Below are 23,914 nucleotides of genomic sequence, written 5' to 3'. Positions count from 1 at the left end.
CGCCGCCCCCTCCGCTCCCCCTCTCTTTTTTTAAAATGTTCTTTTCATTGTAATCCTCATTCTTCAATTTTTGTGGTTGGCGCCTATCCCCTTGCCCCCCCCCCACCACCGTATTTAAGGCAGGAGTCCCTTACCAGGCAAGCGATTGAGCCCTGCGTCGGATTTCAGTTTTGCGTCCTTCACGGAGCGCGTCGACAGGGCGGCCACGCAGCGACTCGTCCGGAGTGAAAAGCCACGCGATGAGCTCCTCATCCGTGTACCCGGCATCGCCAAGCACTGCGATGGTGCCCTTCAGGCTATCCACCACATGACCGTCCTGGATAAAGAGGGCAGGAATCGAACGGATGCGGCGTTCGCCCACTCTCACAGCCACCACTGCACGCTCATCCAGAAGACCGTGGACCTTGGTGATTGAAACGTTCAGCAGCTCTGCCACATCGGGCAGCGGCAGCCATTCGGAAACGAGGCTTTCTACATTACTCACGGATCAAGATTGCCACGACCGCGCGCTTTGCGCCTAGCCGGACGGACGGTAAGGGCAGAATTTGTGCCCCCGAATTGCCCGGGAATCGAATGCGCCGGGATTTCTTGTGCGGAATCGAAAAATGTGAGAGATTCACATTGATCACATTTGCATCACTACTAACTTTAGTAACACTGGCAACAGCGGTATTCCCAACATCCGCTGCTGAGATGAGGATTGCTCCCATGACGACGCCCCGCTCGCCCAAGAAGACAACGAGCATGCCCATAGTGGCGGCCACCACGGCGGCCCTGCCCGCCGTCATGCTCTCTTCATTGGCGCTCGCCCAGCCGGCAACAGCGCTTCCGGCGGTACAAACCCAGAAGATCCCCGCATCGCTGGCTGCGGCCATCCAGGCCCGGGCCGCCGCTATGTCCGCAAACGTCATTCCCGCCTCTGCGGTTGCCGCGACCATCCCGGCTGCCATGCAGCCGATGGCACCGGCGGCTCCGGCCACGTACACCATCGTCCGGGGCGATACCATCAGCGGCATCGCGGCCCGCTACGGGCTGGACACCAACACCGTCCTGAAGCTCAACGGGCTCTCGGGCAACACCATCATCTACCCGGGACAGCAGATCAAGTTGTCCGGTTCCGCAACGGCTCCAAGTGCCCCGGCTCCCGCGCCGAGCCCGGCACCCGGCACGTCGTCGTCGGCTGCCAGCTACACAGTCGTATCCGGCGATACCCTGAGCGGCATTGCCGCCCGCCACGGCGTCGCACTGTCCGACGTCTTCACTTGGAACGGCCTCAACGGCCGGTCCATCATCTATCCCGGACAGAAGATCAAGGTCGGCCCGGGAACGAACGCACCGGCCCCGGCGGCACCGGCTCCCGCTGCACTGGTCCCTGCATCCGCGCAGGCGGCGCCGGCACTTGCCAACACCGGCTCGTACACCATCAAGTCCGGTGACACCCTGGGCGGCATCGCGTCACGCATTGGCGTGTCCCTGTCATCGCTGCTCTCGGCGAACAAGCTGTCCATGAGCACCATCATTTATCCGGGGCAGAAGCTCGCCATTCCGGGTGCTCCTGCGGCCTCGGCTCCGGCTCCGGCTCCGGTCAGCACCCCCTTGGTTCCGAGCACGTTCCTGGGCTACACCTACCCAGAGGCCGTGGTCAGTTCAGCCAACGCGAACAAGGCCCTGCTCAATGCGTCCCCGGTTCCGAGCGCCGCCCAGATGAAGGGGATCGTAGCCGATACCGCGCGCCGAATGGGCGTAGACCCGTCCTTGGCCATGGCCTTCGCCTACCAGGAATCCGGTTTCAACCAGCGTGCGGTCTCTCCCGCCAACGCCATCGGCACCATGCAGGTGATTCCCTCCTCCGGCGAATGGGCTTCCCAACTGGTGGGACGCAAGCTCAACCTCCTGGACCCGTATGACAACGTGACCGCCGGCGTCGCCATCATCCGGGCCCTCGTCAACACCAGCAAGGATCTGAACACGGCCATCGCGGGCTACTACCAGGGCCAGTACTCGGTCAGCAAGCACGGCATGTACGACGACACCAAGGCCTACGTCGCCTCGATCCTGGCCCTCAAGAAGAACTTCAGCTAAATCGCTTCGCAGACAACACGGGCCCGGATCGTATGCCGATTCGGGCCCGTGTTTTGCTCAACTAAGATCGAAGGGTGCAGGAACAAGTTTCGGACCAACTCCTCGGATCCCTCGTGGACGGGCGCTACCTGGTGCGATCGCGCCTCGCGAACGGCGGAATGTCAACCGTCTATCTCGCCACGGACGAGCGTCTCGACCGCGACGTGGCGCTCAAAGTGCTGCATCCGCACCTGGCCAATGACCAAAATTTCCTGGACCGCCTCCAACGCGAGGCCCGGGCCGCGGCCAGCCTTTCCCACCCACACGTCGTAGGTGTCCTCGACCAGGGACAGGACGGCCACATTGCGTACATCGTGATGGAGTACATCAAGGGCCACACTCTTCGTGACGTCCTCAACGAAAAGGCAGCGCTTCCGCCCCGGCTGGCCTTCGCACTGATCGATCCGGTCATCGAAGGGCTCGCCGCCGCCCACGCGGCGGGGCTGATCCACCGCGACGTGAAACCCGAGAACGTCCTGATTGCAGACGACGGCCGCATCAAGGTGGGCGACTTCGGACTGGCCCGGGCGGTCACTGCGACAACCAGCACCGGCGCCCTGATCGGCACAGTCGCGTATCTGGCTCCCGAGCTGGTCCTCGGCAAACCCGCGGATGCCCGGAGCGACATCTACTCCACCGGCATCATGCTTTACGAAATGCTTACCGGCGGCCAACCCTTCGCGGGCGATGTTCCCATCCAGGTTGCCTACCAGCACGTCAACGCGGCCGTCGCTCCGCCGTCGCTCGCGGTGCCCGGCCTTGCCGCGGACGTGGACGAACTCGTCCAGTGGTGCACGGCGAAGGAACCTGAAGAGCGTCCCGTGGACGGATCCGCGCTCTTGTCCGAACTGCGGCATATCCGCACAACGTTGAGCGATGCACAACTGGACATCAATCCGCCGGCCGCCAGGGCGGCAACGCCCGACGGGCAAGGGGAAGCGGACGGGGCCACCGCTGTAGTCGCCCCTTTCCATGCCGAACGTACGGAACCCCTGGAGCGGATCGGCCGCCCGACGGAGATTATCTCAAGCCAGCGCAATCCAACCAGGGTGCTTCCGCCGTCGGGGTTCTCCCCCGAGGCCGCGGCTTTCGACGTCCAGGTGCCACAGGACCGGGAACCCCGGGCTCCGGCCGGCGCCCCACCAAGCAAACGCGACATCAAGCGGATGGAGCGCCAGGAGGAAAAGGACCGCGCCCGGGCGGCGGCCACGCCGTCGCGCTCCTTGCGGGAAGGCAACCCGCGCCGCAGGGCAGTGATCTGGACGATTGTCGTGATTGTGCTGGCGATCCTGGCCACCGCGGCAGGCTGGTTCTTCGGCATGGGGCCCGGCTCGCCCGGAACCATACCGGACACCAGGAACAAGACGGTTGCGGAGGCACAGCAACTGCTCAGGACCGCCGGCTTCCAGTCCGAGCCGAAAGACGTGTTCGACGACGAAGTCACGGCAGGGTTGGCGGTTGGAACGGAACCCGCGTCCGGCCAGGTGGTCCGCAAGTTCCAAGCCGTGTCGCTCTTCGTCTCGAAGGGTCCACAGCTGTTTCCCCTTACCGCAATGTCGGGCTTGACACTCGACCAGGCAAAGAATGCCCTTGGCGTGGCCGGAATGACCCTCGGCAAAGTCACCGAGCAGTTTGACGACAAGGTGCCTTCAGGCACGGTCATCTCACAGTCCCCGGCCCAGGACACCCCCGTCCGCCACGGCACCCCGGTGGCTTTGGTGGTTTCCAAGGGGCCCCAGCCCCTCCCGGTACCGGATGTCCGCGGCATGACCCAGCAAGCAGCGGTCAAAGCCATCAGCGACGCCGGATTGACCGCGAAAATTGCGCCGGAACCCGTCAACGACAAAAAGGTCCCCGCGGGAGCCGTGGTCAGCCAGACCCCTGACAGCGGCACCTTGTTCCGCGGCGGCTCCGTCACATTGACCCTGTCCAAGGGGCCGAAGATGGTGCACGTCCCCAACTTCATCGGCAAGCAGGCGGACGCTGCCCGCAAAGCCTTGGAACAGCTCGGATTCGACGTCAAGATCAACAACATCCTGGGTGGCTTCTTCGGCACTGTCCGTGACCAGAACCCCGTGGACAGCGACGCGCCGGAGGGCTCCGTCGTCACCCTGACTGTCGTGTAGGACGTCCGCATACAGGAAAGGCGACCCGGAATGTTCCGGATCGCCTTTCCTGTATTCGGGCCTGCTCGTGGGATGGCCTTCACGCCGGATGGCCCTAGCGCTTGGTGAGGGCTCCAGCCACGAGGAACGCCATCTCGAGGGACTGCATGTGGTTCAGGCGGGGATCGCACACTGACTCGTAGCGGTCCAGGAAGGCATCCTGGTCAATGGGATCGGCGCCACCAAGGCATTCCGCGACGTCATCGCCGGTCATTTCCATGTGCAGGCCACCAGGTACCGTGCCCAGGGCGTGGTGGACTTCGAAGAACCCGCGGACTTCGTCCACGACGTCGTCGAAGTTGCGGGTCTTGTACCCGTTGGGCGACGTGACGGTGTTCCCGTGCATGGGGTCCGTGACCCAAAGGATCTGCGCGCCTGAGGCCGTGACCTTTTCGACGACGGCGGGCAGCTTCTCGCGGATGTTCTTGGCACCCATCCGGGTGATGAACGTGAGGCGGCCGGGCTCGCGGTTCGGGTCCAGCTTGTCAATGAGCCGCAACGCGTCGTCTCCGGAGGTCCCGGGACCGAGCTTGACCCCGATCGGGTTGCGCACGCGGGACAGGAAGTCCACATGCGCATGGTCGAGCTCACGCGTGCGCTCACCGATCCAGAGGAAGTGCCCGGAGGTATCGTAGGGAAGTCCCGTGCGGGAGTCGATGCGCGTCAGGGCACGCTCGTAGTCCAGCAGTAGCGCCTCGTGGCTCGCGAAGAACTCCACGCGCTTGAGGGCTTCGAAATCGGCGCCGCAGGATGCCATGAACTTGATGGCACGGTCGATGTCCCTCGCCAAGGACTCATAGCGGGCGTGGGCCGGGTTTTCGGTGAAGCCCTTGTTCCAGAGGTGCACCAGGCGGAGATCGGCGAAGCCGCCCTGCGTGAAGGCGCGGATGAGGTTCAGTGTGGAAGCCGAGGTGTGGTAGGCCTTCAGCATGCGGCTCGCGTCGTGGGCGCGGGACTCCGGGGTGAAGTCGTAGCCGTTGACTATGTCGCCGCGGTACGCAGGCAAGGTCACGCCGTCGCGGGTTTCCTCGTTCGAGGACCGGGGCTTGGCGAACTGGCCCGCCATGCGGCCCATCTTGATGACGGGCATGGCCGCACCATAGGTGAGGACAACGGCCATCTGCAGGATGGTGCGGACCCTGGCACTGATCTTGTCAGCTGTGGCGTCCTCGAAGGTTTCGGCGCAGTCGCCGCCTTGGAGCAGGAATGCCTTGCCCTCGGCTGCGGCGGCCAAACGCTCGCGCAATATGTCGACTTCGCCCGCGAAGACCAGCGGAGGAAGCACGGAGAGTTCCTTGACGGAGGCGTCAAAGACGCCCCTGTCGGTCCAGGTGGGTTGCTGCGAGATAGGCAGCTGTCGCCAATCGTCCAAGCCGGGATAGTTCGCCGCGCCACTTTGCGCGGTGCTGGTCAGGGGGCTGCCCAGGGAACTGTTCAGGGGGCCGGTCATGGACGGTGCGGGGTTCGCGGATAGCTCAGTCACTCTCCAAGACTAGTTGCCTTGCCCGCTGTTCGGGGCACGGCTTCCGTAACCCTTATTCGCCGGCCGTCACACTTTCCCGGCCACCGCACCGTCGCCGTCCGGCTCTGGACCGTTGCCGGGCGGGCGCCTGCCCTCCTCGCCGGCGCCGGCTGCATTCGCTTCGCTTCCGCCCGCCGGCTCCGGAAGCTGCCCGGCCAGCCGCTGCTTGACGACGGCGGCGTATTCGTCCACGTATTCCTGCCCGGAGAGCCGCATGAGTTCGTACATGATTTCGTCGGTCACGGCGCGTTGGACGGAGCGGTCTTCTTCTTGGCCGTAGTACCGGCTGAAGTCCAATGGTTGACCGAAGATGATCCCGATCCGGCGGATGCTGGGCAAACGCTTACCGATGGGTTGGACTTTCTCGGTGCCGATCATCGCTACGGGTACAACGGGCACCCTGGTTTGGAGTGCAAGTTTGGCGACCCCTACTTTGCCCCGGTACAGCTTGGCATCTGGGCTGCGGGTGCCTTCCGGGTAGATGCCCAGCAGGCCGCCGGCGGCCAGGACGTCCCTGCCGGCCTGCAAGGACAACTCGGACGCGGCCCCGCCCGAACGGTCCATCGGCAATTGGTTGGTGAGCCGGAAGAACATGGCCGTAAGCCTGCCTTTGAGCCCGGTTCCCGTGAAGTACTCGGATTTGGCCAGGAAACTGACGCGCCGGGGCACCATCACCGGCATGAAGATCGAGTCTGAAAAGGACAAATGATTGGAAGCGAGAATCGCGGCGCCATCGTGGGGAACATTGTCGAGGCCCTTGACCCAGGGGCGGAACAGCAATTTGAGAAGCGGACCCAAAAAGATCCGTTTCATGACCCAATAGAACACGTTGGTTCCTCTCCGGGGCGGCGTCTGCAAGGCGTCCGGACGGTCCCGGCCCGCATTCAGAAGCCACCATACTCCAGTGAGAAATGTCCCGAACAGTGACACGATGGACTCAACACGGAAAGCAGTGCCGCCAACTTCAGTAGCCTCGGAGTCATCATGAACACTCTCCCCGATCCCTCGCCGTACGCCAGCGACTTCACCGGTAGTGGACCCAGCATCGGCGTGGTGATGAGCCACGGCTTCACGGGCAGCCCGCACAGCATGCGCCCCTGGGCCGAGTACCTGGCCGCGGAAGGCTACGCTGTCCGCCTCCCCCTGCTTCCAGGCCATGGGACCACGTGGCAGGACATGGCCACGCGGCGCTGGCAGGAGTGGCACCGTGCGGTGGATGCGGCATATCTCGAGCTCCAGTCCGAGTGCGACTTCGTCTTCGCCGCCGGCTTGTCGATGGGCGGGACATTGGCTCTCCGGATCGCGGCGACGCGGCCGGTGGCCGGTACCGTCGTCGTCAATCCGGGACTGGTGATCGATGATCCCCGCGCCGCCGTGGTCGGCATCCTCAAGCACGTCATGAAATCCACCCCGGCGATTGCCAACGACATCCTCAAACCCGGCATGGACGAGGGAGCGTACCCCAGGACACCGGTCGCCGCCGCCCATGAGTTGAAAAAGATGTACCGGGACACCGTCACCCTGCTCCCCCGGATTTCCGCACCGGTGCTCGTCTTCCGTTCCTCCGTGGACCACGTGGTTTCGGATCGAAGCATCAGGCAGTTGAAGGAGCGGGTCACTGCTTCCATGGAGTTCAGGACCTTGGAGAACAGCTACCACGTGGCCACGCTGGACAACGATGCCTTGGAGATTTTCCGGGGCTCGGCCGAGTTCATCAGGAGAACGATGGCAGGACTGACAAGCAGTTCCGCCCCTGCCGGCCAGTCCGCCGCCGAGCTTCGGGATTCACCCAATGAATAGGCCAGGGCCCGACTCCCCCGACCAGAGCGCCAACAAAGACGACGACGCGGTCTGGCTCGATTTAGTGGCCCGGCTTGAGTCGATGCCTTCCTCCGCCCTCGACGATGCGCCGACGGCGGAGGAGCCCGCCAGCGGTTCCGGAACAGAGCCGGGGCCAGGTCCGGACGACGTTCCAGGCCGCTCATCGTCCCGTTCCTTCCAGGACTTCGACCCTCTTGGATTGTCTGGAGTGTCACAAAGAAGCGCTGCGGAAGAAGCCGCAGGCAGCGGAGCCACCGGACCGCGTGACTACGACGTCGAGGACGAGAACGGCTTCGTCCCGGAGGACCCGCCGAGCCTGGCCGGTACCGAACCCCTGACCATGCTCGCCTGGATCGGGGCCGTGGGCGGCCCGCTCGCCCTGCTGTTCACCGCGATGTTCTGGCGCTCGGCGCCGCTCCTGGCAGTGATGGGAATCCTGGCGACCTTTCTGGCCTCAGTGGTTTACCTCATCATGAAGCTGCCCCAGGAAAAAGACGAGAACGACGACGGCGCCCGCGTCTAGCCGCGTGCCCTGCCGCTGACCCGGGACAGGTCGGCAGCGCCGATCATCCCCGCCCGCGGTCCCAGCGCGGCAAGCTTAATGGCGGCCGCGGGACGGAAACCACGGCCGGTGAGGTTCCGGGTGAACGCTGTCCGCGCAGGGCCCACAAGAAGCTCACCGGCGTCGCACAGCCCACCGCCGATAACGAACGTCCCCGGATCGAGCGCAGCCGCCAGGTTCGCCAGGCCGAGCCCGAGCCAGTGCCCCACTTCTTCCAAGAGCTCCCTCGAAGCGGAGTCTCCGGCCTTTGCCCGCTCCGTCACGGTAACGCCCGTGATGTTCTCGGCCGAGCCTCCGGCCGCCTTGAGCAGTTCGTAGGCAACCGGTGAATTCCGCAAGGCCAGCTCGCGGGCCTCCCTGCCGAGCGCGTTACCGGACGCATATTGCTCCCAGCAGCCGCGGTTGCCGCATTCGCAGCGGTGCCCGCCGGGCACCACGATCTGGTGGCCGAACTCGCCCGCCACGCCGAAACGCCCACGCTCCACCCGTCCGTCCATGACCATGGCGCCACCGATGCCGGTGCCGAGCGTGATGCAGACGAGGCGGCTCTCCCCTTGCCCCGCGCCGAAGCGCCATTCAGCCCAGGCGGCAGCGTCGGCGTCGTTGGTGACGAGTACCGGGCGCCTCAGCAGGCTCTGCAGGTTTTCGCGGAGCGGCTCGTTACGCCAGGCCAGATGCGGGCTGAACAGCACGGTGCCGCCGTCGAGATCCATCCAACCGGCCGCGCCGATTCCCACAGAGGCAATCCGGTGGCTTCTGCCTAGTTCCTGGACAAGCTCGACGATCACCCGCTCCACTGCCCGGGCGTCATTGCCCGGAGTGGAGCGCCGCGCTTCCTCGACCACGCGGCCCGAGGGATCAACAACTCCCGCTGCCACCTTTGTGCCGCCGATGTCGATCCCGATTGCCAGCCCCCTGCGGCCAAGATGGGAACGGCGCGCGGCCCATGGCACCGACTCCCAGCGCAGCCCGCCGTGCGTGGAGCCGGGGCGCCGGCCGGTTGACGCCGAACCGGACCAGGAAATCTTCCGAACTCCTGCCGGCATCTGGTCGTTGGATGAATTCAGAGGCATGTCGCCATCCTATTCCGAGAGCCGCATATGTACTGACATGCTGGCCCTGCGGACGGCGCCGCCGCACCTCTGCATTGGCGGAACCGCACGCTTCACGTAAAGTTACTCATCAGTAACTTGAGTAAGGTGAATTGCGACACACCCATTACTTGGCCGTATAGAGTTAGAGCAGCCCCGCAATGGTCTGTTGATATCGAAGGAGCTATCGTGCGTGAATTCAGTGTTCCGCCCCTGGTGAATGTTGCCCCCGAAACCAACATCACGGACCTTGTGGTTCGTCAGGCCGCCGAGCCATCCAACCCGGCGCTGTTTGCCAAGCTCAACGGCGATGGCCAATGGCAGGACATCCGGGCAAAAGAGTTCCTCAAGGACGTATCGGCCCTGGCCAAAGGACTGATCGCGAACGGCGTCGGTGTGGGCGACCGGGTGGGCATCATGTCCAGGACCCGCTACGAATGGTCCCTCGTCGACTTCGCCGTCTGGTTTGCAGGCGGCATTTCCGTGCCGATCTATGAAACGTCATCGCCGTCGCAAGTGGCCTGGAACCTCGGCGACTCCGGCGCAGTCGCGGCATTCGCCGAGTCTTCGCACCACGAGGACGTCATCCGCCAAGCGGTCACCGCCGAAGGCCTCGGATCAGTCGCCCATGTCTGGCAGCTTGAAGGCGGCGGCCTTGACGCCCTTCGCACGGCCGGCAGCGGTGTCAGCGACGAGGAACTCGAGGCGCGCCGCAGCAGCGCGGAACTGGCCGACGTCGCCACGATCATCTACACCTCCGGCACCACGGGGCGCCCCAAGGGCTGCGAACTCACGCACGGCAACTTCGTGGAGCTCTCGGAGAATGCTTTGGCCTCCCTCGGCGATGTCGTCAACGAGAACGCCAAGACCATCATGTTCCTCCCGCTGGCCCACGTCTTTGCCCGTTTCATCTCGGTCCTGGCCGTCGCTGCCGGCGCCCAAGTGGCACACACGCCGGATATCAAGAACCTGCTGGCAGACCTGCAGAGCTTCCAGCCGACCTTCATCCTGGCTGTTCCACGTGTCTTCGAGAAGGTCTTCAACTCGGCCCTCACGAAAGCGGAGGACGGTGGCAAGGGTCCCATCTTCCACAAGGCGGTGGACACGGCGATCGCCTACTCGAGGGCACAGCAGTCGGGCTCCGTCGGGTTGGTGCTGAGGCTCAAGCACGCCGTATTCGACCGTTTGGTGTACGGGAAGCTCCGCGCTGCGATGGGTGGCCACGTCAGCCATGCCGTCTCCGGTGGCGGCCCCCTCGGCGAACGGCTGGGTCATTTCTTCCACGGCATCGGCTTGCAGATCCTGGAAGGCTACGGACTTACGGAGACCACGGCACCCATTTCAGTCAACACCCCGTCCCTGATCAAGATCGGCACGGTGGGGGCCCCGCTCCCCGGCAATGCGGTCAGGATCGCCGACGACGGCGAAATCCTCGCCAAGGGCGTCTGCGTGATGAAGGGCTACTTCAAGCGGGACGACCTCGCCGCGGAAACCTTCGTGGACGGGTGGTTCCGCACAGGTGACATCGGCGAACTGGACGAACAAGGTTTCCTCAAGATCACCGGCCGCAAAAAGGAAATCATCGTCACGGCCAGCGGCAAGAACGTCGTGCCTGCCCTGCTGGAGGACCAGATCCGTGCAGACGCCCTGGTGTCCCAGGTCCTTGTCGTCGGCGACAACCGGCCCTTCATCGGCGCGCTGGTCACCCTCGACGAGGAAGCCCTCCCCGGCTGGTTGGAGCGCCACGGCCTTCCCGCGTCCACGACGACGGCGGCCGCCGCGGACAACGCCCTTGTCCGGGCAGCCGTCCAGGAACTGATCAGCCACGCCAACCAGTCCGTCTCCCATGCGGAAGCGATCAAGTCGTTCCGGATTGTGCCGTCCGACTTCACCGAGGCTTCCGGCCACCTCACGCCGTCCTTGAAGGTCAAGCGCGCCCAGGTCATGAAGGACTTCGATGCAGTGATCGAGGAAATGTATTCGGCGCCCAAGGCGTCCTGACACGCCGCGCCGGACGCATCCGGAAACCAAAGAAGGAAGGTCCCGGGCTTGACAAGCCCGGGACCTTCCTTCATGTGTGCTCCACGAAGGAGCGGGCCGCTATCCGACCACGATCAACAGATCGCCGCCCTGGACCTGCTCCACGTTGTTGATGGCGACGCGAGAAACGGTGCCGGCTACCGGCGTCGTGATGGATGCTTCCATCTTCATCGCCTCAATGGTGGCGACAGTATCGCCGGCCTTGACGGTGTCGCCGGCCTTGACTGTCAGGGTCACGGCACCGGCGAACGGCGCTGCGACCTGGCCGGGCTGGGACGCATCCGCCTTCTCCGCGGCCTTCACGTTGCTGACCACCGACTTGTCGCGGACCACCACCGGGCGCGACTGGCCGTTGAGCTTGCACATGACGGTGCGCATGCCCTTTTCGTCGGGCTCCGAGACTGCTTCCAGGGACGCGATCAGCCGCACGCCCTTTTCGAGCTCCATGACGTGTTCGGCACCGAGCTGGAGACCGTACAGGTAGTCGCGGGTGTCAAGCACCGACAGATTGCCGTAGGTGTCCACGCTCTTGAGGTAGTCCTTGGTGGGGCCCTCGAACAGGAGCCGGTTCAGGGTCCTCTGGCGGGTCTTGGAGTCGCCCTTGAGCGCTGAACTGTCTTCTGCGCTCAGCTCGACGTCGCGGACCTTGATGCTGCGGCCCTGGAGTGCCTTCGTGCGGAACGGCTCCGGCCATCCTCCCGGAGGATCTCCCAGTTCACCCGACAGGAAGCCGATGACGGAGTCCGGGATGTCGTAGTTCTGCGGGTTCTCGTTGAAGTCCGCAGGATCTGCATGGATTCCCACGAGGTGCAGCGCGAGGTCGCCCACCACCTTGGACGACGGCGTCACCTTGACCAAGCGGCCCAGGATGCGGTCCGCGGCGGTGTACATGTCCTCAATGGCCTCGAAACGCTCGCCAAGGCCCAACGCGATGGCCTGCTGGCGCAGGTTGGACAGCTGGCCACCCGGGATTTCGTGCCGGTAGACCCGGCCTGTGGGGCCGGGAAGCCCGGACTCGAACGGCGCATAGACCCGGCGGACCGCTTCCCAGTAGGGCTCCAGGGAGCTGACGCTGGCCAGGCTGAGCCCGGTGTCGCGCGGGGTGTGTGCCAAGGCGGCCACAAGGGCCGACGCCGATGGCTGGCTCGTCGTACCGGCCAGGGACGCTGAAGCGACGTCCACGGCGTCCACGCCGGCGTCCACAGCCGCCAGCAGGGTTGCCAGTTGGCCGCCTGCGGTGTCGTGGGTGTGCAAGTGGACCGGAAGGTCGAAGCGTTCACGCAAGGCGCTGACAAGCTTGGCTGCGGCTGCCGGGCGAAGGAGGCCGGCCATGTCCTTGATGGCGAGGATGTGCGCACCGGCGTCGACGATCTTCTGGGCGAGGTCCAGGTAATAGTCGAGGGTGTACAGGTTCTCGTTCGGGTCGAGGAGATCGCCGGTGTAGCAGAGTGCCACCTCCGCCACCGCTGTGCCGGTGGCCCGCACTGCCCGGATGGCCGGAGCCATCTGGTTCACGTCGTTGAGGGCGTCGAAGATGCGGAAGATGTCGATGCCCGTTGCCGCCGCCTCGTTGACGAATGCTTCGGTGACTTCCTCGGGGTAGGGCGTGTACCCGACGGTGTTGCGGCCACGGAGCAGCATCTGCAGGCAGATATTCGGCAGGGCCTTGCGCAAGGCGGCCAGCCGGTCCCACGGATCCTCGCCGAGGAAGCGCAGGGCGACGTCGTAGGTGGCACCGCCCCAGGCCTCTACCGAGAGCAGTTCGGGCAGCAGCGCGGAGACCGCGGGTCCGGCTGCGACGAGGTCGCGGGTCCGGACACGCGTGGCGAGCAGCGACTGGTGGGCATCGCGGAAAGTGGTGTCCGTGATGGCCACCGCCTGCTGCTCGCGCAGCGCCTTCGCGAAGCCTTCAGGTCCCAACTCCTGCAGCCTCTGGCGCGAGCCGGCCGGTGCAACGATCCCTGCAAGCGACGGAAGCTTGGCTGCGGGGTCGGTGTGGACCTTGAGTTCGCCGTTGGGCTTGTTGACCGTCACATCGGCCAACCAGGTCAGCAGTTTGGTTCCACGGTCCGCGGAGACGTGGGACTTCAGCAGTTCAGGGCGCTTGTCGATGAAGTCGGTCGCCACGTTGCCCGCAATGAAGTCCGGGTCGGCAAGGACGGCTTGGAGGAACGGGATGTTGGTGGACACGCCACGGATCCGGAACTCGGCAAGGCCGCGCCGGGCGCGGGCCACCGCGGCCGGGTAGTCGCGTCCGCGGCAGGTCAGCTTGACCAGCATGGAGTCGAAGTGGGGGCTGATCTCGGCGCCCGAGTAGACTGTGCCGCCGTCGAGACGGACGCCGGCACCGCCCGCGGAACGGTAGCCGGTGATTCTTCCGACGTCGGGCCGGAAGCCGTTGGCGGGATCTTCCGTGGTGATGCGGCACTGCAGGGCGGCACCCTTGATGGATACCGACTCCTGGCTCAAGCCGAGGTCTGCGAGGGTCTCCCCCGAAGCGATGCGCATCTGTGCCTGGACGAGGTCCACGTCCGTGATTTCCTCGGTGACGGTGTGCTCGACCTGGATGCGGGGGTTCATCTCGATGAAGACGTGCTGGCCGGCCCGCTCGCCCTCGGTGTCCACGAGGAACTCGACCGTTCCGGCGTTGACGTAGTTCAGGGCCTTCGCGAATGCGACGGCATCCCGGTAAAGGGCCTGGCGGATGGACTCGTCCAGGTTGGGGGCCGGAGCGATTTCCACGACCTTCTGGTGGCGGCGCTGCAGGGAGCAGTCACGCTCAAAGAGGTGCATGACATTTCCCTCGGCATCGGCCAGGATCTGGACCTCGATGTGTCGGGGGCGCAGCACTGCCTGCTCCAGGAACATGGTGGGATCGCCGAACGCAGCGTCCGCCTCGCGCATGGCCGACTGGAGCGCTTCCGGAAGGTCCTCGCGGGTCTCCACCCGGCGCATGCCGCGGCCACCGCCACCGGCGACGGCCTTCGCGAAGATCGGGAATCCGACCTCGTCCGCCGCGGCAATGAGTTCGTCGATGTCCCGGGAAGGCGCGCTGGACTTCAAGACCGGCACGCCGGCCTTGCGGGCGGCTTCGAGTGCGGCGACCTTGTTGCCGGCGAGCTCCAGCACCTCAGCCGGCGGGCCGATAAACGTAATGCCTGCCTCTTGGGCCGCCCGGGCGAGGTCCGGGTTTTCGGACAGGAACCCGTAGCCCGGGTAGATTGCGTCAGCACCCGCTTCTTTGGCGACACGGACGATTTCGTCCACGTCCAGGTAAGCACGGACCGGATGACCTTCCTGTCCGATCAGGTAGGCCTCATCAGCCTTCTGCCGGTGGATCGAGTTGCGATCCTCATACGGGAAGACCGCTACGGTCTTGGCGCCCAGTTCATAGCTAGCGCGGAAGGCCCTGATCGCGATTTCGCCGCGATTAGCCACCAGAATCTTGGAAAACATGCTTCTCCTGCATCATTGCGGGTGTAACGGTCGGTGGTCACAGTGTGTAAGACCTCCATACCCAAACACAAATCTTTGTGGTGACAGTCACACGGAGATTCGTCACGAGCAGTGTACCTTCGCGCACGGTGCACTTTCACGTGCTAAAAGACGATCGAGTATCAGGCGGCCCGAACCGTTCCGGGCTGATAAGGCAGGAATCGGCGGCCACTCAACATATGATGTTGAAGGGCAGCGGCAGAGCCCGGGTTCCGGCAAAGCCGGAACACAGGCACCGCGACACGGCAACCGGCGTTAGGTTTTGGGTTTTCAAGTGCAAGTAGTCAGCATCAGCAGCCTCAAAGGCGGCGTGGGCAAGACATCCGTAACCACTGGGTTGGCCTCGGCCGCACTGGCCGCAGGGATCCCCACCCTTGTCGTGGACCTGGATCCCCACGCCGACGCCACCACGGCCCTCGGTGTCCAGGCCGGAGACCAGCTCGACATTGGCCGCATGCTGAAGAACCCCCGCAAGGCCAGGCTCTTGGATAATGTGGCCAGCAGCGGCTGGGTTGACCACCCCCGCGGCAACGGCGGAGGAACGGCCCTTGATGTCGCCGTCGGATCCGCCTACACCGGTATCTACGATCGGCCGGATCTTGGGCGCCGCGATCTGCGCCGCCTGACGGCGGTCCTTGCCGCGGCCGAAAAGTACGAGCTGGTCCTCGTCGATTGTCCGCCGTCCCTCAACGGGCTCACCCGCATGGCCTGGAGCGCGAGCGACCGCGTGGTCCTTGTCGCCGAACCTGGGCTCTTCTCGGTAGCCGGCACGGAACGCACCATGCGCGCCATCCAGCTGTTCCGCCAGGAGTTCGCTCCGCAGCTGGCTCCTGCAGGGATTGTTGCCAACCGGGTCCGGCCGTCCTCGTCCGAGCACACGTACCGGCTCGCGGAGATGGAATCGATGTTCGGCGATCTTTTGCTGGCACCGCATATTCCGGAGCAGGCGAACTGGCAGCAAATCCAGGGTGCCGCCCACGCCGTACACCATTGGCCTGGCGACTCGGCCAAGAACACCGCCAAGCTGTTTGACTCTCTTCTGGAGAACATGTTGTCCTCAAACAACAGCACGCGGGAACGCCGCAAGCGCTGACCGGGAATCTGCAAAGCGGCAGCCATCCTGCTTCGACAATAGCGATGAAGCCGCCTTCCTGCTGGAAGGCGGCTTCATTGGTCTTCAGTGGCCGCTTGCGGGGATCCCGACGGCGGTTCAGCCTGTGCGGCGCGCGGAACGGCGCTTGCTGAGTTCGTCGTCCGGAAAGGACTGCTCTACAGCGTGCTCGCTCGGGAGTGCAGCAAGGCTGCCCTCGACTTCGCGCCATACGCGTCCAACGGCGATGCCGAAAACGCCCTGGCCACCCTGCACCAGGTCAATGACTTCGTCCGCTGAAGTACATTCGTAGACACTCGCGCCATCGCTCATGAGGGTGATTTGCGCGAGGTCTTCTACTCCGCGTTCACGCAAATGCTCAACGGCCGTGCGGATCTGCTGGAGGGATACACCTGTGTCCAGGAGGCGCTTGACGACTTTGAGGACGAGGATGTCGCGGAAGCCGTAGAGTCGCTGCGATCCGGAACCGGCGGCGCCTCGCACTGCGGGTTCAACAAGTCCGGTACGTGCCCAGTAGTCCAGCTGGCGGTAGGTGATCCCTGCCGCCTTGCACGCGGTGGGACCACGGTAGCCGGCATCTTCATCCAGGACCGGAAGGTCCTCGGTGAATAGCAGACCCTGGGCACCGCTTGCGGGTACAGCAACGCCTGTCGAGGCCTGCTTTAGCTCGCCTGCTTCGCCTTTGGGACTCACGTGACCCTCCTTGTCAGAAGTTCCCTTGGGGATGGTGCATACGGCGGCTAACACGAAAAGGGGAAATGCACTCGTGTAATTTCAACGCGTCCGCACCTTTCAGTGTGACTTGCGCGGGTCCTGTATGCAACGGGAACTTGATATCTTCGACGTTAGGCGTGCGGGAGCCTCAGGTCAAAGACGTCCGGGGCATTTTCAGATCGTGTCGAAACTTTCACCCTCAACTTTAACCTTAGGCCACCTTCAGCCTTCGAAATCCTCGGGCTCCACGTCGTCCAGAAACTCCCGGAATCGGCGCAATTCCCGTTCTTCGTCAACTTCGGGACCCGGCTCGGTGTCTTCGCCCTCGTCGTGTTCGGTGATCCGGACGCCGGCCTCCTCCATCACTGCGTCGGCACACCAGATGCGGCATTTCGCCCGCAACGCCAGCGCAAGCGCGTCGGAAGCGCGGGAACTCACTACAGTGCCGTCGTCGAACTGGAGCTGACCGTAGAAGATGTTGTCCTCGACCGCCACGATGTTCACGCTGATGATCGTGTGGCCGAGTGCCTCAACGACGTCGATCATCAGATCGTGGGTCATGGGACGGGGCGGCACCACTCCTTGCTGTGCCAGGGCGATGGCACTGGCTTCGGGCGTCCCGATCCAGATGGGGACATGGCGCTCCCCGTGCATCTCCCGCAGGAGGACCAGAGGCTGGTTTGAAGGCAGTTCAATGCGCACTCCAACGATCTCGACCTCAATCATCATGCGTCCATACGGGAGATTCGGTCCTGCACCAAGGCTCGATGCAGGCTGAGGCAGAGTTCGCTGATTTCCCGGGCGGCTTCCGCAGCCCGGGATTGCGATGCCGCATCCTTGCGGGACGTCAAGGGAGCGACCACGCGCTCCACCAAGCCGAATTCGCGTTCGGCAGCCGCTTGGAACGGACGGAGATGCCGCGGCTCAAGTCCGTGGCTTTCAAGTTGGACACAGGCACGCGCAACTTGCAGGGCGTGTTCGTCGAATTTGCCGTTGACGTGGCTGATGAGTCCAAAACTGAGAAGGGACTGCAAGAGCGGGACGCTCGCCCCGGATTCCGTACGCAACTGCTCCTCGCTCAGGGCGCGTGCGCGGCCCTGCAGCTCAGCCGCAAGTTCGTCCGAGACGATCCGAGGGGAAACGGACACCCCGGGAGGAAGGTTCTCGGGACGCTCGCCACGATCGATCGCGTCCAGGTAGTCCTTGATGACTTTGAGTGGCAGGTACTGGTCACGCTGGAGTGCCAGCACGAAGCGCAGGCGCTCGACGTCGCTTTCGGCGTATTGCCGGTACCCGGCAGGCGTGCGCTTGGGATTGATCAGTCCCTTTTCCTCGAGAAAACGGATCTTGGACGCCGTCATGGTGGGAAAGTCGTCGCTGAGTTGGGCGAGGACCTCCCCGATGTTGAGGACCTGCGGTCCTCGCCGTTCCGGCTGGGGCATTGCCACAGGCGTACCCGGAATCAGTCTTGGCCTGCTGCGCGGGCAGGGCTCAGGTAGTAGGTGAGGCGGAACTTCCCAATCTGGACCTCGCTGCCGTTCTTGAGAAGGACGTTATCCACCCGGTCTTGGTTGACGTAGGTGCCATTGAGGCTTCCGGTGTCCACCACTTCGAAGCCCTCGGGGGTGCGCACGAATTCCACGTGCTTGCGCGAAACCGTCACATCATCCAGGAAGATATCCGCATCCGGGTGGCGGCCTGCGGTAGTAATGTCCGAGTCCAGGAGGAACCGTGCACCCGCATTGGGACCGCTGTGGGCAATCAGCAAGGCCGATCCAGGAGGCAGCGCCTGGACCGCAGCGCGCTCCTCGGCTGCCAGCGGCGGACGGGCATCCGGCTCGTGGTGGCGCACAGGCGTGAGCTGGATCGAGGTAGTCTCCGAGGTTGGCTGTTCTACAGCACCGTGCTCGTCCCGGGCGTGGTTCCGCTTGCCGCCAACCATGGAAATCCTCCTCATCCGCCGGCAGTTATCATCAACTGCCGGTTACGCATCTGCCCGGTTCCCCCGGGCCAAACAGGTCGCTGGCCCGCCGCCGCCGCTCCCCCTTTTCCGGGGAGAACCAACTTGGCGGGCCAGATACCATTTAGCCTACCTGTTGTTCGTACTCTGATGCACTGAGAAGGGTTTCGATGGCGTCAGCTTCCGAAAGCTTTACTTCGAACAGCCAGCCGTCACCGTAGGGATCCGAGTTGATCAGGGCGGAGTCGGTGTCGAGAGCATCGTTGCGGGCGACAATTTCGCCGCTGACCGGGGCATATATGTCGCTCACGCTCTTCGTTGACTCGACTTCACCCACGACGTCGTTGCCCTTCACCGTGGTGCCGGGCTCGGGTAGCTGGGCGTAGACGACATCGCCGAGTGCATCCTGGGCGAAGTCCGTGATGCCGACGCGTACAACGCCGTCTGCATTCGGGGCGCTGACCCATTCATGTTCGGCGGTGTAGGAAAGATCGGCAGGAATGTTGCTCATGAGTCGCCTTTCATCGGGACATTTCGGACCACGACGGCGGCCCGGTCATCCGGCCACCGCTGAAAGTATAAGCACATCCATGCCTCCTCCCCACAGGTGTCTGGAATGATTGGAAGCAGACTTGAGCCGCATAGTCCCGCAACGCCGCCGAAGGAGCGCGATCATGCCGGAACTGCCCGAAATCACCGCCTTGACCGACTTTCTGGACCAGCGGCTATCCGGGGCGCAGCTTACCCGGTTCCTGCTGCCATCGGCGTTCGCCCTGAAAGCAGCGGATGTTCCCCCTGAATCGCTCATCGGGCGGACAGTCGAATCCGTCGGCCGGCGGGGAAAGTTCCTCGTTTTCGAGATCGCGCCTGAAGCATCCCTGGACGGAGACTCAGCAGGGCCCCTGTACTTGGTCGTCAATTTCGCGAAGTCCGGCTGGCTCACGTTCACGGATGAACAGTCCGGCGACGAAGAAACTGCGGCGGGCGGATATTTCGCCGCGCAACTGGGCTTTTCGAACAACGGCTACGATTTCGGCATTACCCTTAGCGACACTGGAACCTGGAAAGGATTGGCCCTCTTCATCGTTCGCCAGCCCGCGGAAGTCCATGGCATCGCGGAGCTCGGGCCCGATCCCCTTGACCCCGGCTTCGGCCTGGACGAGTTCGGCCGGCTTTTCACGCATAGGCAGCAGATCAAGGGGGTCCTGAAGAACCAGAAGCTCTTGTCGGGTATCGGGAACGCCTATAGCGACGAAATCCTCCACGCAGCCAAGCTGTCTCCCGTGGCCGCCGCTTCATCGTTGGGCCCGGACGCAGTGGAGCGCATCTTCACTACTATGAAGGACGTTCTCAGCGGCGCTATCCAGGAGTTCTCGGGCAAGAAACCGAGCGAGCTGAAGGAGGCCAAGAAAGCCTCGATGCGCGTGCACGGCAGGACCGGCGAGCCTTGCCCGGTTTGCGGCGACACCGTGCGGGAGATTGCCTTCGTCGGCACTTCGCTGCAGTACTGCCCCACCTGCCAGACCAACGGCGAGATCCTGGCCAAACGCGGTGCGGGCGAGGACTGATTCCAGGAAACCGGCGTGTCGCTTATGCGACCGGTGACCCCTCAGGTTCGCGTACGACGTCGGGGGCTGCTTCCGGAGCGGAAGCTGACTCCCCGGCTCCCCCACGCCGCGCTGCTGCCGCGGCGGCAATCATGACGAGCAAGGCCGCTACAGTGATGGCGGCCCCGGCCCAGATCGGCGAGGTGTAGCCCAGGCCCAGGGTGATGGTGAGGCCGCCCAGCCATGCGCCCAAGGCGTTGCCCAGGTTGAAGGCGCCGATATTCGCGCCGGAGGCGAGGGTGGGAGCGGTGGCGGCAAAGTGCATGACGCGCATCTGCAGGCCCGGCACGGTAGCGAAGCCGAAGCCGCCCATGAGGACGAGCGAGAACAGGGTAGCCACGGGGCTCGCGGCCGTGAGAGCGAAGAACACGAGCACCAGCACCAGGCCCGCGAGGATGACCACGAGGGTTTTGTCGATGGATTTGTCGGCCGCTTTGCCGCCGGCGATATTGCCGACGAACAGTCCTGCACCAAACAGGACGAGGAGCCAAGGGACTGCGTGGGGATCGAATCCGGAGACGTCGGTCAGGGTGAAGGCAATGTAAGTGAAGGCTCCGAACATGCCGCCAAAACCGAGAATTGTGACAACGATCGACAGCCACACCTGACCCGACGTGAACGCACCAAGCTCGCTGCGGAGGCTGCTGGCAACGACCCCTTCCTTGGTGCGCGGGACCATGAGGGCGATGCCGATGAGGGCGGCAACGCCAATGACGGTGATGGCCCAGAAGGTGGACCGCCAGCCGAGGTTCTGGCCAAGGAAGGTTCCGAAGGGGACGCCCAGCACGTTGGCGGCGGTGAGGCCAGTGAACATGATGGCGATGGCTCCGGCCTTTTTGTGGGCCGGAACCAGGCTGGCCGCGACGACTGAGCCGATGCCGAAGAAGGCTCCGTGACAGAGCGCGGCAATAATGCGCCCGATCAGCATGACCGGGTAGCTGTCCGCGACGGCGGAGAGGAAGTTGCCCGCGATGAACAGGACGAGGAGCCCGATCAGCACGGGCTTCCGGGGCAGGCGGGTGACGGCCGCTGTTACCAAGAGGGCGCCGACAACGACGCTCAGCGCATAGCCGGTGATGAACCATCCGGCGGCTGCTTCGCTGACTCCGAAGTCGGTGGCAATCTCGGGCAAGAGGCCCATGATGACGAACTCGGTCAAGCCAATGCCGAATCCTCCGAGGGCAAGGGCGATCAACCCTGCGGGCATGGTGTGCTCCTTCGTGGGGATGGATTCCCGTAAGACTGGAAGTGCGTCGCCGAGAACCGTAGAATATTAGTTGCAGACGCTGCATATATAGTTGCACACGCCTTGTAATTGCGCAAGCAACTACTTTGGCGTGCGTCTGGTTTTCTCATCGATCGGCAGGGAGTTACGGGAGACATGGGCATCAAGGACGACGCCGTTGAGGTCCGGGCGCAGGGGTGGCGGACTCTCGCGGCGCTGCACGGCAACATCGACGCAGCTCTGGAAAAGGCGTTGCAGTCCGCCGCGGATCTTTCCGTCGTCGAATACACGGTGCTGGACGCGCTGAGCCGCCAGGACGGCTGGCACATGCGGATGCAGCAGCTCGCCAGGGCCACGGCACTTTCCAGCAGCGCCACGACACGCTTGGTGAACCGGCTCGAGGACCGTGGGCTGCTGACCAGGATCCTGTGCGCCGACGACCGGCGCGGGATCTATACGGAACTCACCGAGGCCGGCCAGAAGCTGTTGCTGGCGACCCGGCCAGTGCACGACGAAACCCTCGCAGAGTCCCTGACGGCCGCGGAATCCGTGCCGGAGCTTGAGCCCCTGGTGAAGGCATTGGGGGCGCTGCAGGGGGCTTGAGGGCGCCAGGCCTTCTTGACCACGCTTGACTTGAGCTGCATGGGTCCGAAGCCGTCCACCTAGCAGTCGATGGCGTGATCCCCCGCGCCGTTCACGAGGCGGATGTTGCGGACCTTGGTTCCGACCTTGATGGCGGTGGCGCTGCCCTTGACCTTGAGGTCCTTGATCACCGTCACGGCGCGGTCCAACACGGAGACGGCGACCCGGGCACACGGAGACGCCCGGCAGGAACCCCGAAATCTCGCGGAATCGAACACGTAGATCGGTACTGTCGACCACTTAATTCTTGGATTTGACCACTGAGACGGCAAATGTCGGCCATAGATTGCCAGTGCCCAAGACTTCGAAAGTTGGTGCATGAACCGTGCAGTTGCCTACATGGGGCCTCGTCCTGGCATGGCTGGTCGTCAGCATATATCTTCGCTCGCTCAAGCTCTTCGCCCTGATGACAATCTGCGCCCTACCAGGGCTGGTGGCGCGTGCAATGTCGACAATCCTCGCAGAACCCTTGCATTTGACGGCAAACCAACAGGACGGGTTGAACGTCTTCTCGTCCGTCTGGATCTACCTGACGCTGATCCTTTTCGTAGGCATCCGGCGAATGACTGGACCAGGGTGAGGCTGCCGGCCCCACTCTGTGGTTGAATCCGCACGTGTCAAGGACCAAGCTGATGCCTCTCTATGGAACGCTCCCGAACCAGTGGATTCCCGGGTACTTTGAGTTAATCGGCTTCAGAACCGTGCTGTCTCGTTCTCTTCCTTCATCTGTGGGTTCAACGAGCTCTCCAAGCACGATGCCCATTGCCGTTTGGATTGGCTGGCGACGGTCGAAGTCCAGCTCCTCGAGGAGTCGCAGGCCATAAACCCGACCGGCCAGCGCACCTCGCCAATCGTCGTAGACGACCGCGATCCGGGTGGCATCAATAGACGCAGCGTGCCTGTATCTCACACGGCCCATAATGCTTTCGTCCACAAGCTTGAAGCCTTCCTCGAATGCTCGGGCCCAAGCGTCCGCACTGTTCATGGGTGCTTGCGAATCCGTGAGCCCCGAGGGTCACTTGCCTGATGCAGTTGCATTGAGGCTTTTGAAACTCTTCTGCTGCTCATCAAAGTCCTCCTATTGATCTCGCGGGCACTCGCTTCCTGCGAGCGGACACCCGATGGATCACAGATAGAACCACGGCAACAATGAGTCCCACTGTGCTGCACCATCCGCAAAAGCACGGACATGCGACACGGCGAATCCCATGGCCGTGTCCGGGAAAAATCAGCAGCATCGACGGAACAGCGTAGGCGAACAACACGAAAGGAGCCACCTTCCTGGCATCGAACGATCTAGCAATCCTCCGCACAAGCGCCCAACAAACCATGCCGGTCGTTCCGCTCCAAACTACGAACCAAATGACGTTGCCAAGGTTAGACCCGCCCTGAAACGTCACGTAAGACTCGAAGAGGCCCAATCCGGTGTACTGCGCTGAAACGAAGAACACGGCATAGGCGCCGAGTATCCACGGAATGGCAGCAGCAAAGGCTATCGTCATGACCGCCGCTCGCATCCTCATATTCAGCCCTTCGAATTACCAGTTGCCGGTAGCACTTGGTGGCCAGACCGCGCCAATCCGGAAGTCAGGAACTGTCCGGCGTTGAAGATCACGTCGTGGCGTCCCCATGCTGAGAGTGCCACCAGAAAGCGTCCCTAGCGCCAAGCTACCCGCGGAATTCCCTGCCAGGTTGTCCCATGCTGCAAATTGAGTGCTCAATTACCTCAAAATGAGTGCCTTTGGGACTGCCCCCGGTTTTGTTGACTCCTTGACCTAGCGAGCTTGTGCTCGTGGAAGGATGTTGACCATGCCCACAGCTTATGGGGCGGAGTTCCG

At 63.7% G+C, this 23,914-nt stretch carries 21 protein-coding genes and 1 pseudogene; 9 read left to right on the top strand and 13 right to left on the bottom strand.

Features of this window, described 5'->3' with window-relative positions; genetic code table 11:
- Window positions 1–130 precede the first annotated feature (130 nt).
- Window positions 131–484 (bottom strand): Rv2175c family DNA-binding protein, encoded by a 354-nt coding sequence (locus AB0323_RS23240; RefSeq protein WP_364538158.1) that lies wholly within the window; start codon window positions 482–484, stop codon window positions 131–133.
- Window positions 485–708: 224 nt separating this feature from the next.
- On the opposite strand from AB0323_RS23240, the gene AB0323_RS23235 reads away from it, so the two are divergent.
- Window positions 709–2,082, top strand: a complete 1,374-nt coding sequence (locus AB0323_RS23235; protein ID WP_366179426.1) for a LysM peptidoglycan-binding domain-containing protein — start codon at window positions 709–711, stop codon at window positions 2,080–2,082.
- Window positions 2,083–2,156: 74 nt separating this feature from the next.
- Complete coding sequence (gene pknB / locus AB0323_RS23230) at window positions 2,157–4,247, top strand: Stk1 family PASTA domain-containing Ser/Thr kinase (RefSeq protein ID WP_366179425.1); 2,091 nt, start codon at window positions 2,157–2,159, stop codon at window positions 4,245–4,247.
- Between the two features lie 94 nt (window positions 4,248–4,341).
- On the opposite strand, the gene AB0323_RS23225 is transcribed toward pknB, so the two are convergent.
- Window positions 4,342–5,736, bottom strand: coding sequence for a class II 3-deoxy-7-phosphoheptulonate synthase (locus tag AB0323_RS23225; protein WP_366179427.1), 1,395 nt, complete (start codon window positions 5,734–5,736; stop codon window positions 4,342–4,344).
- Between the two features lie 99 nt (window positions 5,737–5,835).
- Window positions 5,836–6,636, bottom strand: coding sequence for a lysophospholipid acyltransferase family protein (locus AB0323_RS23220; protein WP_366179424.1), 801 nt, complete (start codon window positions 6,634–6,636; stop codon window positions 5,836–5,838).
- Between the two features lie 156 nt (window positions 6,637–6,792).
- On the opposite strand from AB0323_RS23220, the gene AB0323_RS23215 reads away from it, so the two are divergent.
- The gene (locus AB0323_RS23215) at window positions 6,793–7,608 is read left to right on the top strand and encodes an alpha/beta fold hydrolase (RefSeq protein ID WP_366179423.1); all 816 of its coding nucleotides are present in this window, start codon (window positions 6,793–6,795) and stop codon (window positions 7,606–7,608) included.
- Window positions 7,601–8,152, top strand: a complete 552-nt coding sequence (locus tag AB0323_RS23210) for a hypothetical protein (RefSeq protein ID WP_366179422.1) — start codon at window positions 7,601–7,603, stop codon at window positions 8,150–8,152. The genes AB0323_RS23215 and AB0323_RS23210 overlap by 8 nt, the downstream gene beginning before the upstream one ends.
- On the opposite strand, the gene AB0323_RS23205 is transcribed toward AB0323_RS23210, so the two are convergent.
- On the bottom strand, window positions 8,149–9,264 hold the full coding sequence (locus AB0323_RS23205) for an ROK family glucokinase (protein WP_366179421.1): 1,116 nt from the start codon (window positions 9,262–9,264) through the stop codon (window positions 8,149–8,151). The genes AB0323_RS23210 and AB0323_RS23205 overlap by 4 nt on opposite strands.
- A gap of 207 nt (window positions 9,265–9,471) precedes the next feature.
- Here AB0323_RS23205 and AB0323_RS23200 point away from each other — a divergent pair, with 207 nt between their 5' ends.
- Complete coding sequence (locus AB0323_RS23200; RefSeq protein WP_366179420.1) at window positions 9,472–11,283, top strand: long-chain fatty acid--CoA ligase; 1,812 nt, start codon at window positions 9,472–9,474, stop codon at window positions 11,281–11,283.
- Window positions 11,284–11,382: 99 nt separating this feature from the next.
- Here AB0323_RS23200 and AB0323_RS23195 read toward each other — a convergent pair whose 3' ends face one another.
- Window positions 11,383–14,778 carry a pyruvate carboxylase gene (locus AB0323_RS23195; RefSeq protein ID WP_366179419.1) on the bottom strand — a complete coding sequence of 1,132 codons (3,396 nt, stop codon included), beginning with the start codon at window positions 14,776–14,778 and terminating at the stop codon, window positions 11,383–11,385.
- Between the two features lie 313 nt (window positions 14,779–15,091).
- On the opposite strand from AB0323_RS23195, the gene AB0323_RS23190 reads away from it, so the two are divergent.
- On the top strand, window positions 15,092–15,910 hold the full coding sequence (locus AB0323_RS23190; RefSeq protein ID WP_366179418.1) for a ParA family protein: 819 nt from the start codon (window positions 15,092–15,094) through the stop codon (window positions 15,908–15,910).
- A gap of 117 nt (window positions 15,911–16,027) precedes the next feature.
- On the opposite strand, the gene AB0323_RS23185 is transcribed toward AB0323_RS23190, so the two are convergent.
- The 5 genes from AB0323_RS23185 to gcvH all read right to left on the bottom strand — a co-directional run bounded on the left by AB0323_RS23185 (window position 16,028) and on the right by gcvH (window position 19,113).
- Entirely contained in the window at window positions 16,028–16,621 is a 594-nt protein-coding gene (locus AB0323_RS23185) for a MerR family transcriptional regulator (RefSeq protein ID WP_284983831.1), read from the bottom strand.
- A gap of 243 nt (window positions 16,622–16,864) precedes the next feature.
- Window positions 16,865–17,368, bottom strand: a complete 504-nt coding sequence (locus AB0323_RS23180; protein WP_059389161.1) for a bifunctional nuclease family protein — start codon at window positions 17,366–17,368, stop codon at window positions 16,865–16,867.
- The gene (locus AB0323_RS23175; RefSeq protein WP_234753791.1) at window positions 17,368–18,084 is read right to left on the bottom strand and encodes a MerR family transcriptional regulator; all 717 of its coding nucleotides are present in this window, start codon (window positions 18,082–18,084) and stop codon (window positions 17,368–17,370) included. The genes AB0323_RS23180 and AB0323_RS23175 overlap by 1 nt, the downstream gene beginning before the upstream one ends.
- Window positions 18,085–18,104: 20 nt before the next feature.
- A complete protein-coding gene (locus AB0323_RS23170) occupies window positions 18,105–18,584 on the bottom strand; it encodes an FHA domain-containing protein (RefSeq protein ID WP_364538138.1) in 480 nt (159 codons plus the stop codon).
- Between the two features lie 142 nt (window positions 18,585–18,726).
- A complete protein-coding gene (gene gcvH / locus AB0323_RS23165) occupies window positions 18,727–19,113 on the bottom strand; it encodes a glycine cleavage system protein GcvH (protein ID WP_364538136.1) in 387 nt (128 codons plus the stop codon).
- A gap of 163 nt (window positions 19,114–19,276) precedes the next feature.
- Here gcvH and AB0323_RS23160 point away from each other — a divergent pair, with 163 nt between their 5' ends.
- On the top strand, window positions 19,277–20,170 hold the full coding sequence (locus tag AB0323_RS23160; RefSeq protein ID WP_366179417.1) for a DNA-formamidopyrimidine glycosylase family protein: 894 nt from the start codon (window positions 19,277–19,279) through the stop codon (window positions 20,168–20,170).
- Window positions 20,171–20,192: 22 nt separating this feature from the next.
- Here AB0323_RS23160 and AB0323_RS23155 read toward each other — a convergent pair whose 3' ends face one another.
- The gene (locus AB0323_RS23155) at window positions 20,193–21,416 is read right to left on the bottom strand and encodes an MFS transporter (protein ID WP_366179416.1); all 1,224 of its coding nucleotides are present in this window, start codon (window positions 21,414–21,416) and stop codon (window positions 20,193–20,195) included.
- Between the two features lie 174 nt (window positions 21,417–21,590).
- Here AB0323_RS23155 and AB0323_RS23150 point away from each other — a divergent pair, with 174 nt between their 5' ends.
- Window positions 21,591–22,037, top strand: a complete 447-nt coding sequence (locus AB0323_RS23150; protein ID WP_366179415.1) for a MarR family transcriptional regulator — start codon at window positions 21,591–21,593, stop codon at window positions 22,035–22,037.
- A gap of 59 nt (window positions 22,038–22,096) precedes the next feature.
- On the opposite strand, the pseudogene AB0323_RS23145 reads toward AB0323_RS23150, so the two are convergent.
- Window positions 22,097–22,213, bottom strand: a pseudogene (locus AB0323_RS23145) (PhnA domain-containing protein); the annotation flags it as partial.
- Window positions 22,214–22,401: 188 nt separating this feature from the next.
- Between AB0323_RS23145 and AB0323_RS23140 the strand changes: the two are divergent.
- Entirely contained in the window at window positions 22,402–22,656 is a 255-nt protein-coding gene (locus AB0323_RS23140) for a hypothetical protein (protein WP_366179414.1), read from the top strand.
- 60 nt (window positions 22,657–22,716) lie between these two features.
- Here the strand turns inward: AB0323_RS23140 and AB0323_RS23135 are convergent, their stop codons facing one another.
- The gene (locus tag AB0323_RS23135) at window positions 22,717–23,061 is read right to left on the bottom strand and encodes a hypothetical protein (RefSeq protein ID WP_366179413.1); all 345 of its coding nucleotides are present in this window, start codon (window positions 23,059–23,061) and stop codon (window positions 22,717–22,719) included.
- Window positions 23,062–23,914 lie beyond the last annotated feature (853 nt).

Source organism: Arthrobacter sp. NPDC080031 (assembly GCF_040702485.1).
Classification (GTDB): domain Bacteria; phylum Actinomycetota; class Actinomycetes; order Actinomycetales; family Micrococcaceae; genus Arthrobacter.
Note: the sequence above shows the minus strand (reverse complement) of the source record. Positions and strands in the feature narration are given on the sequence as shown.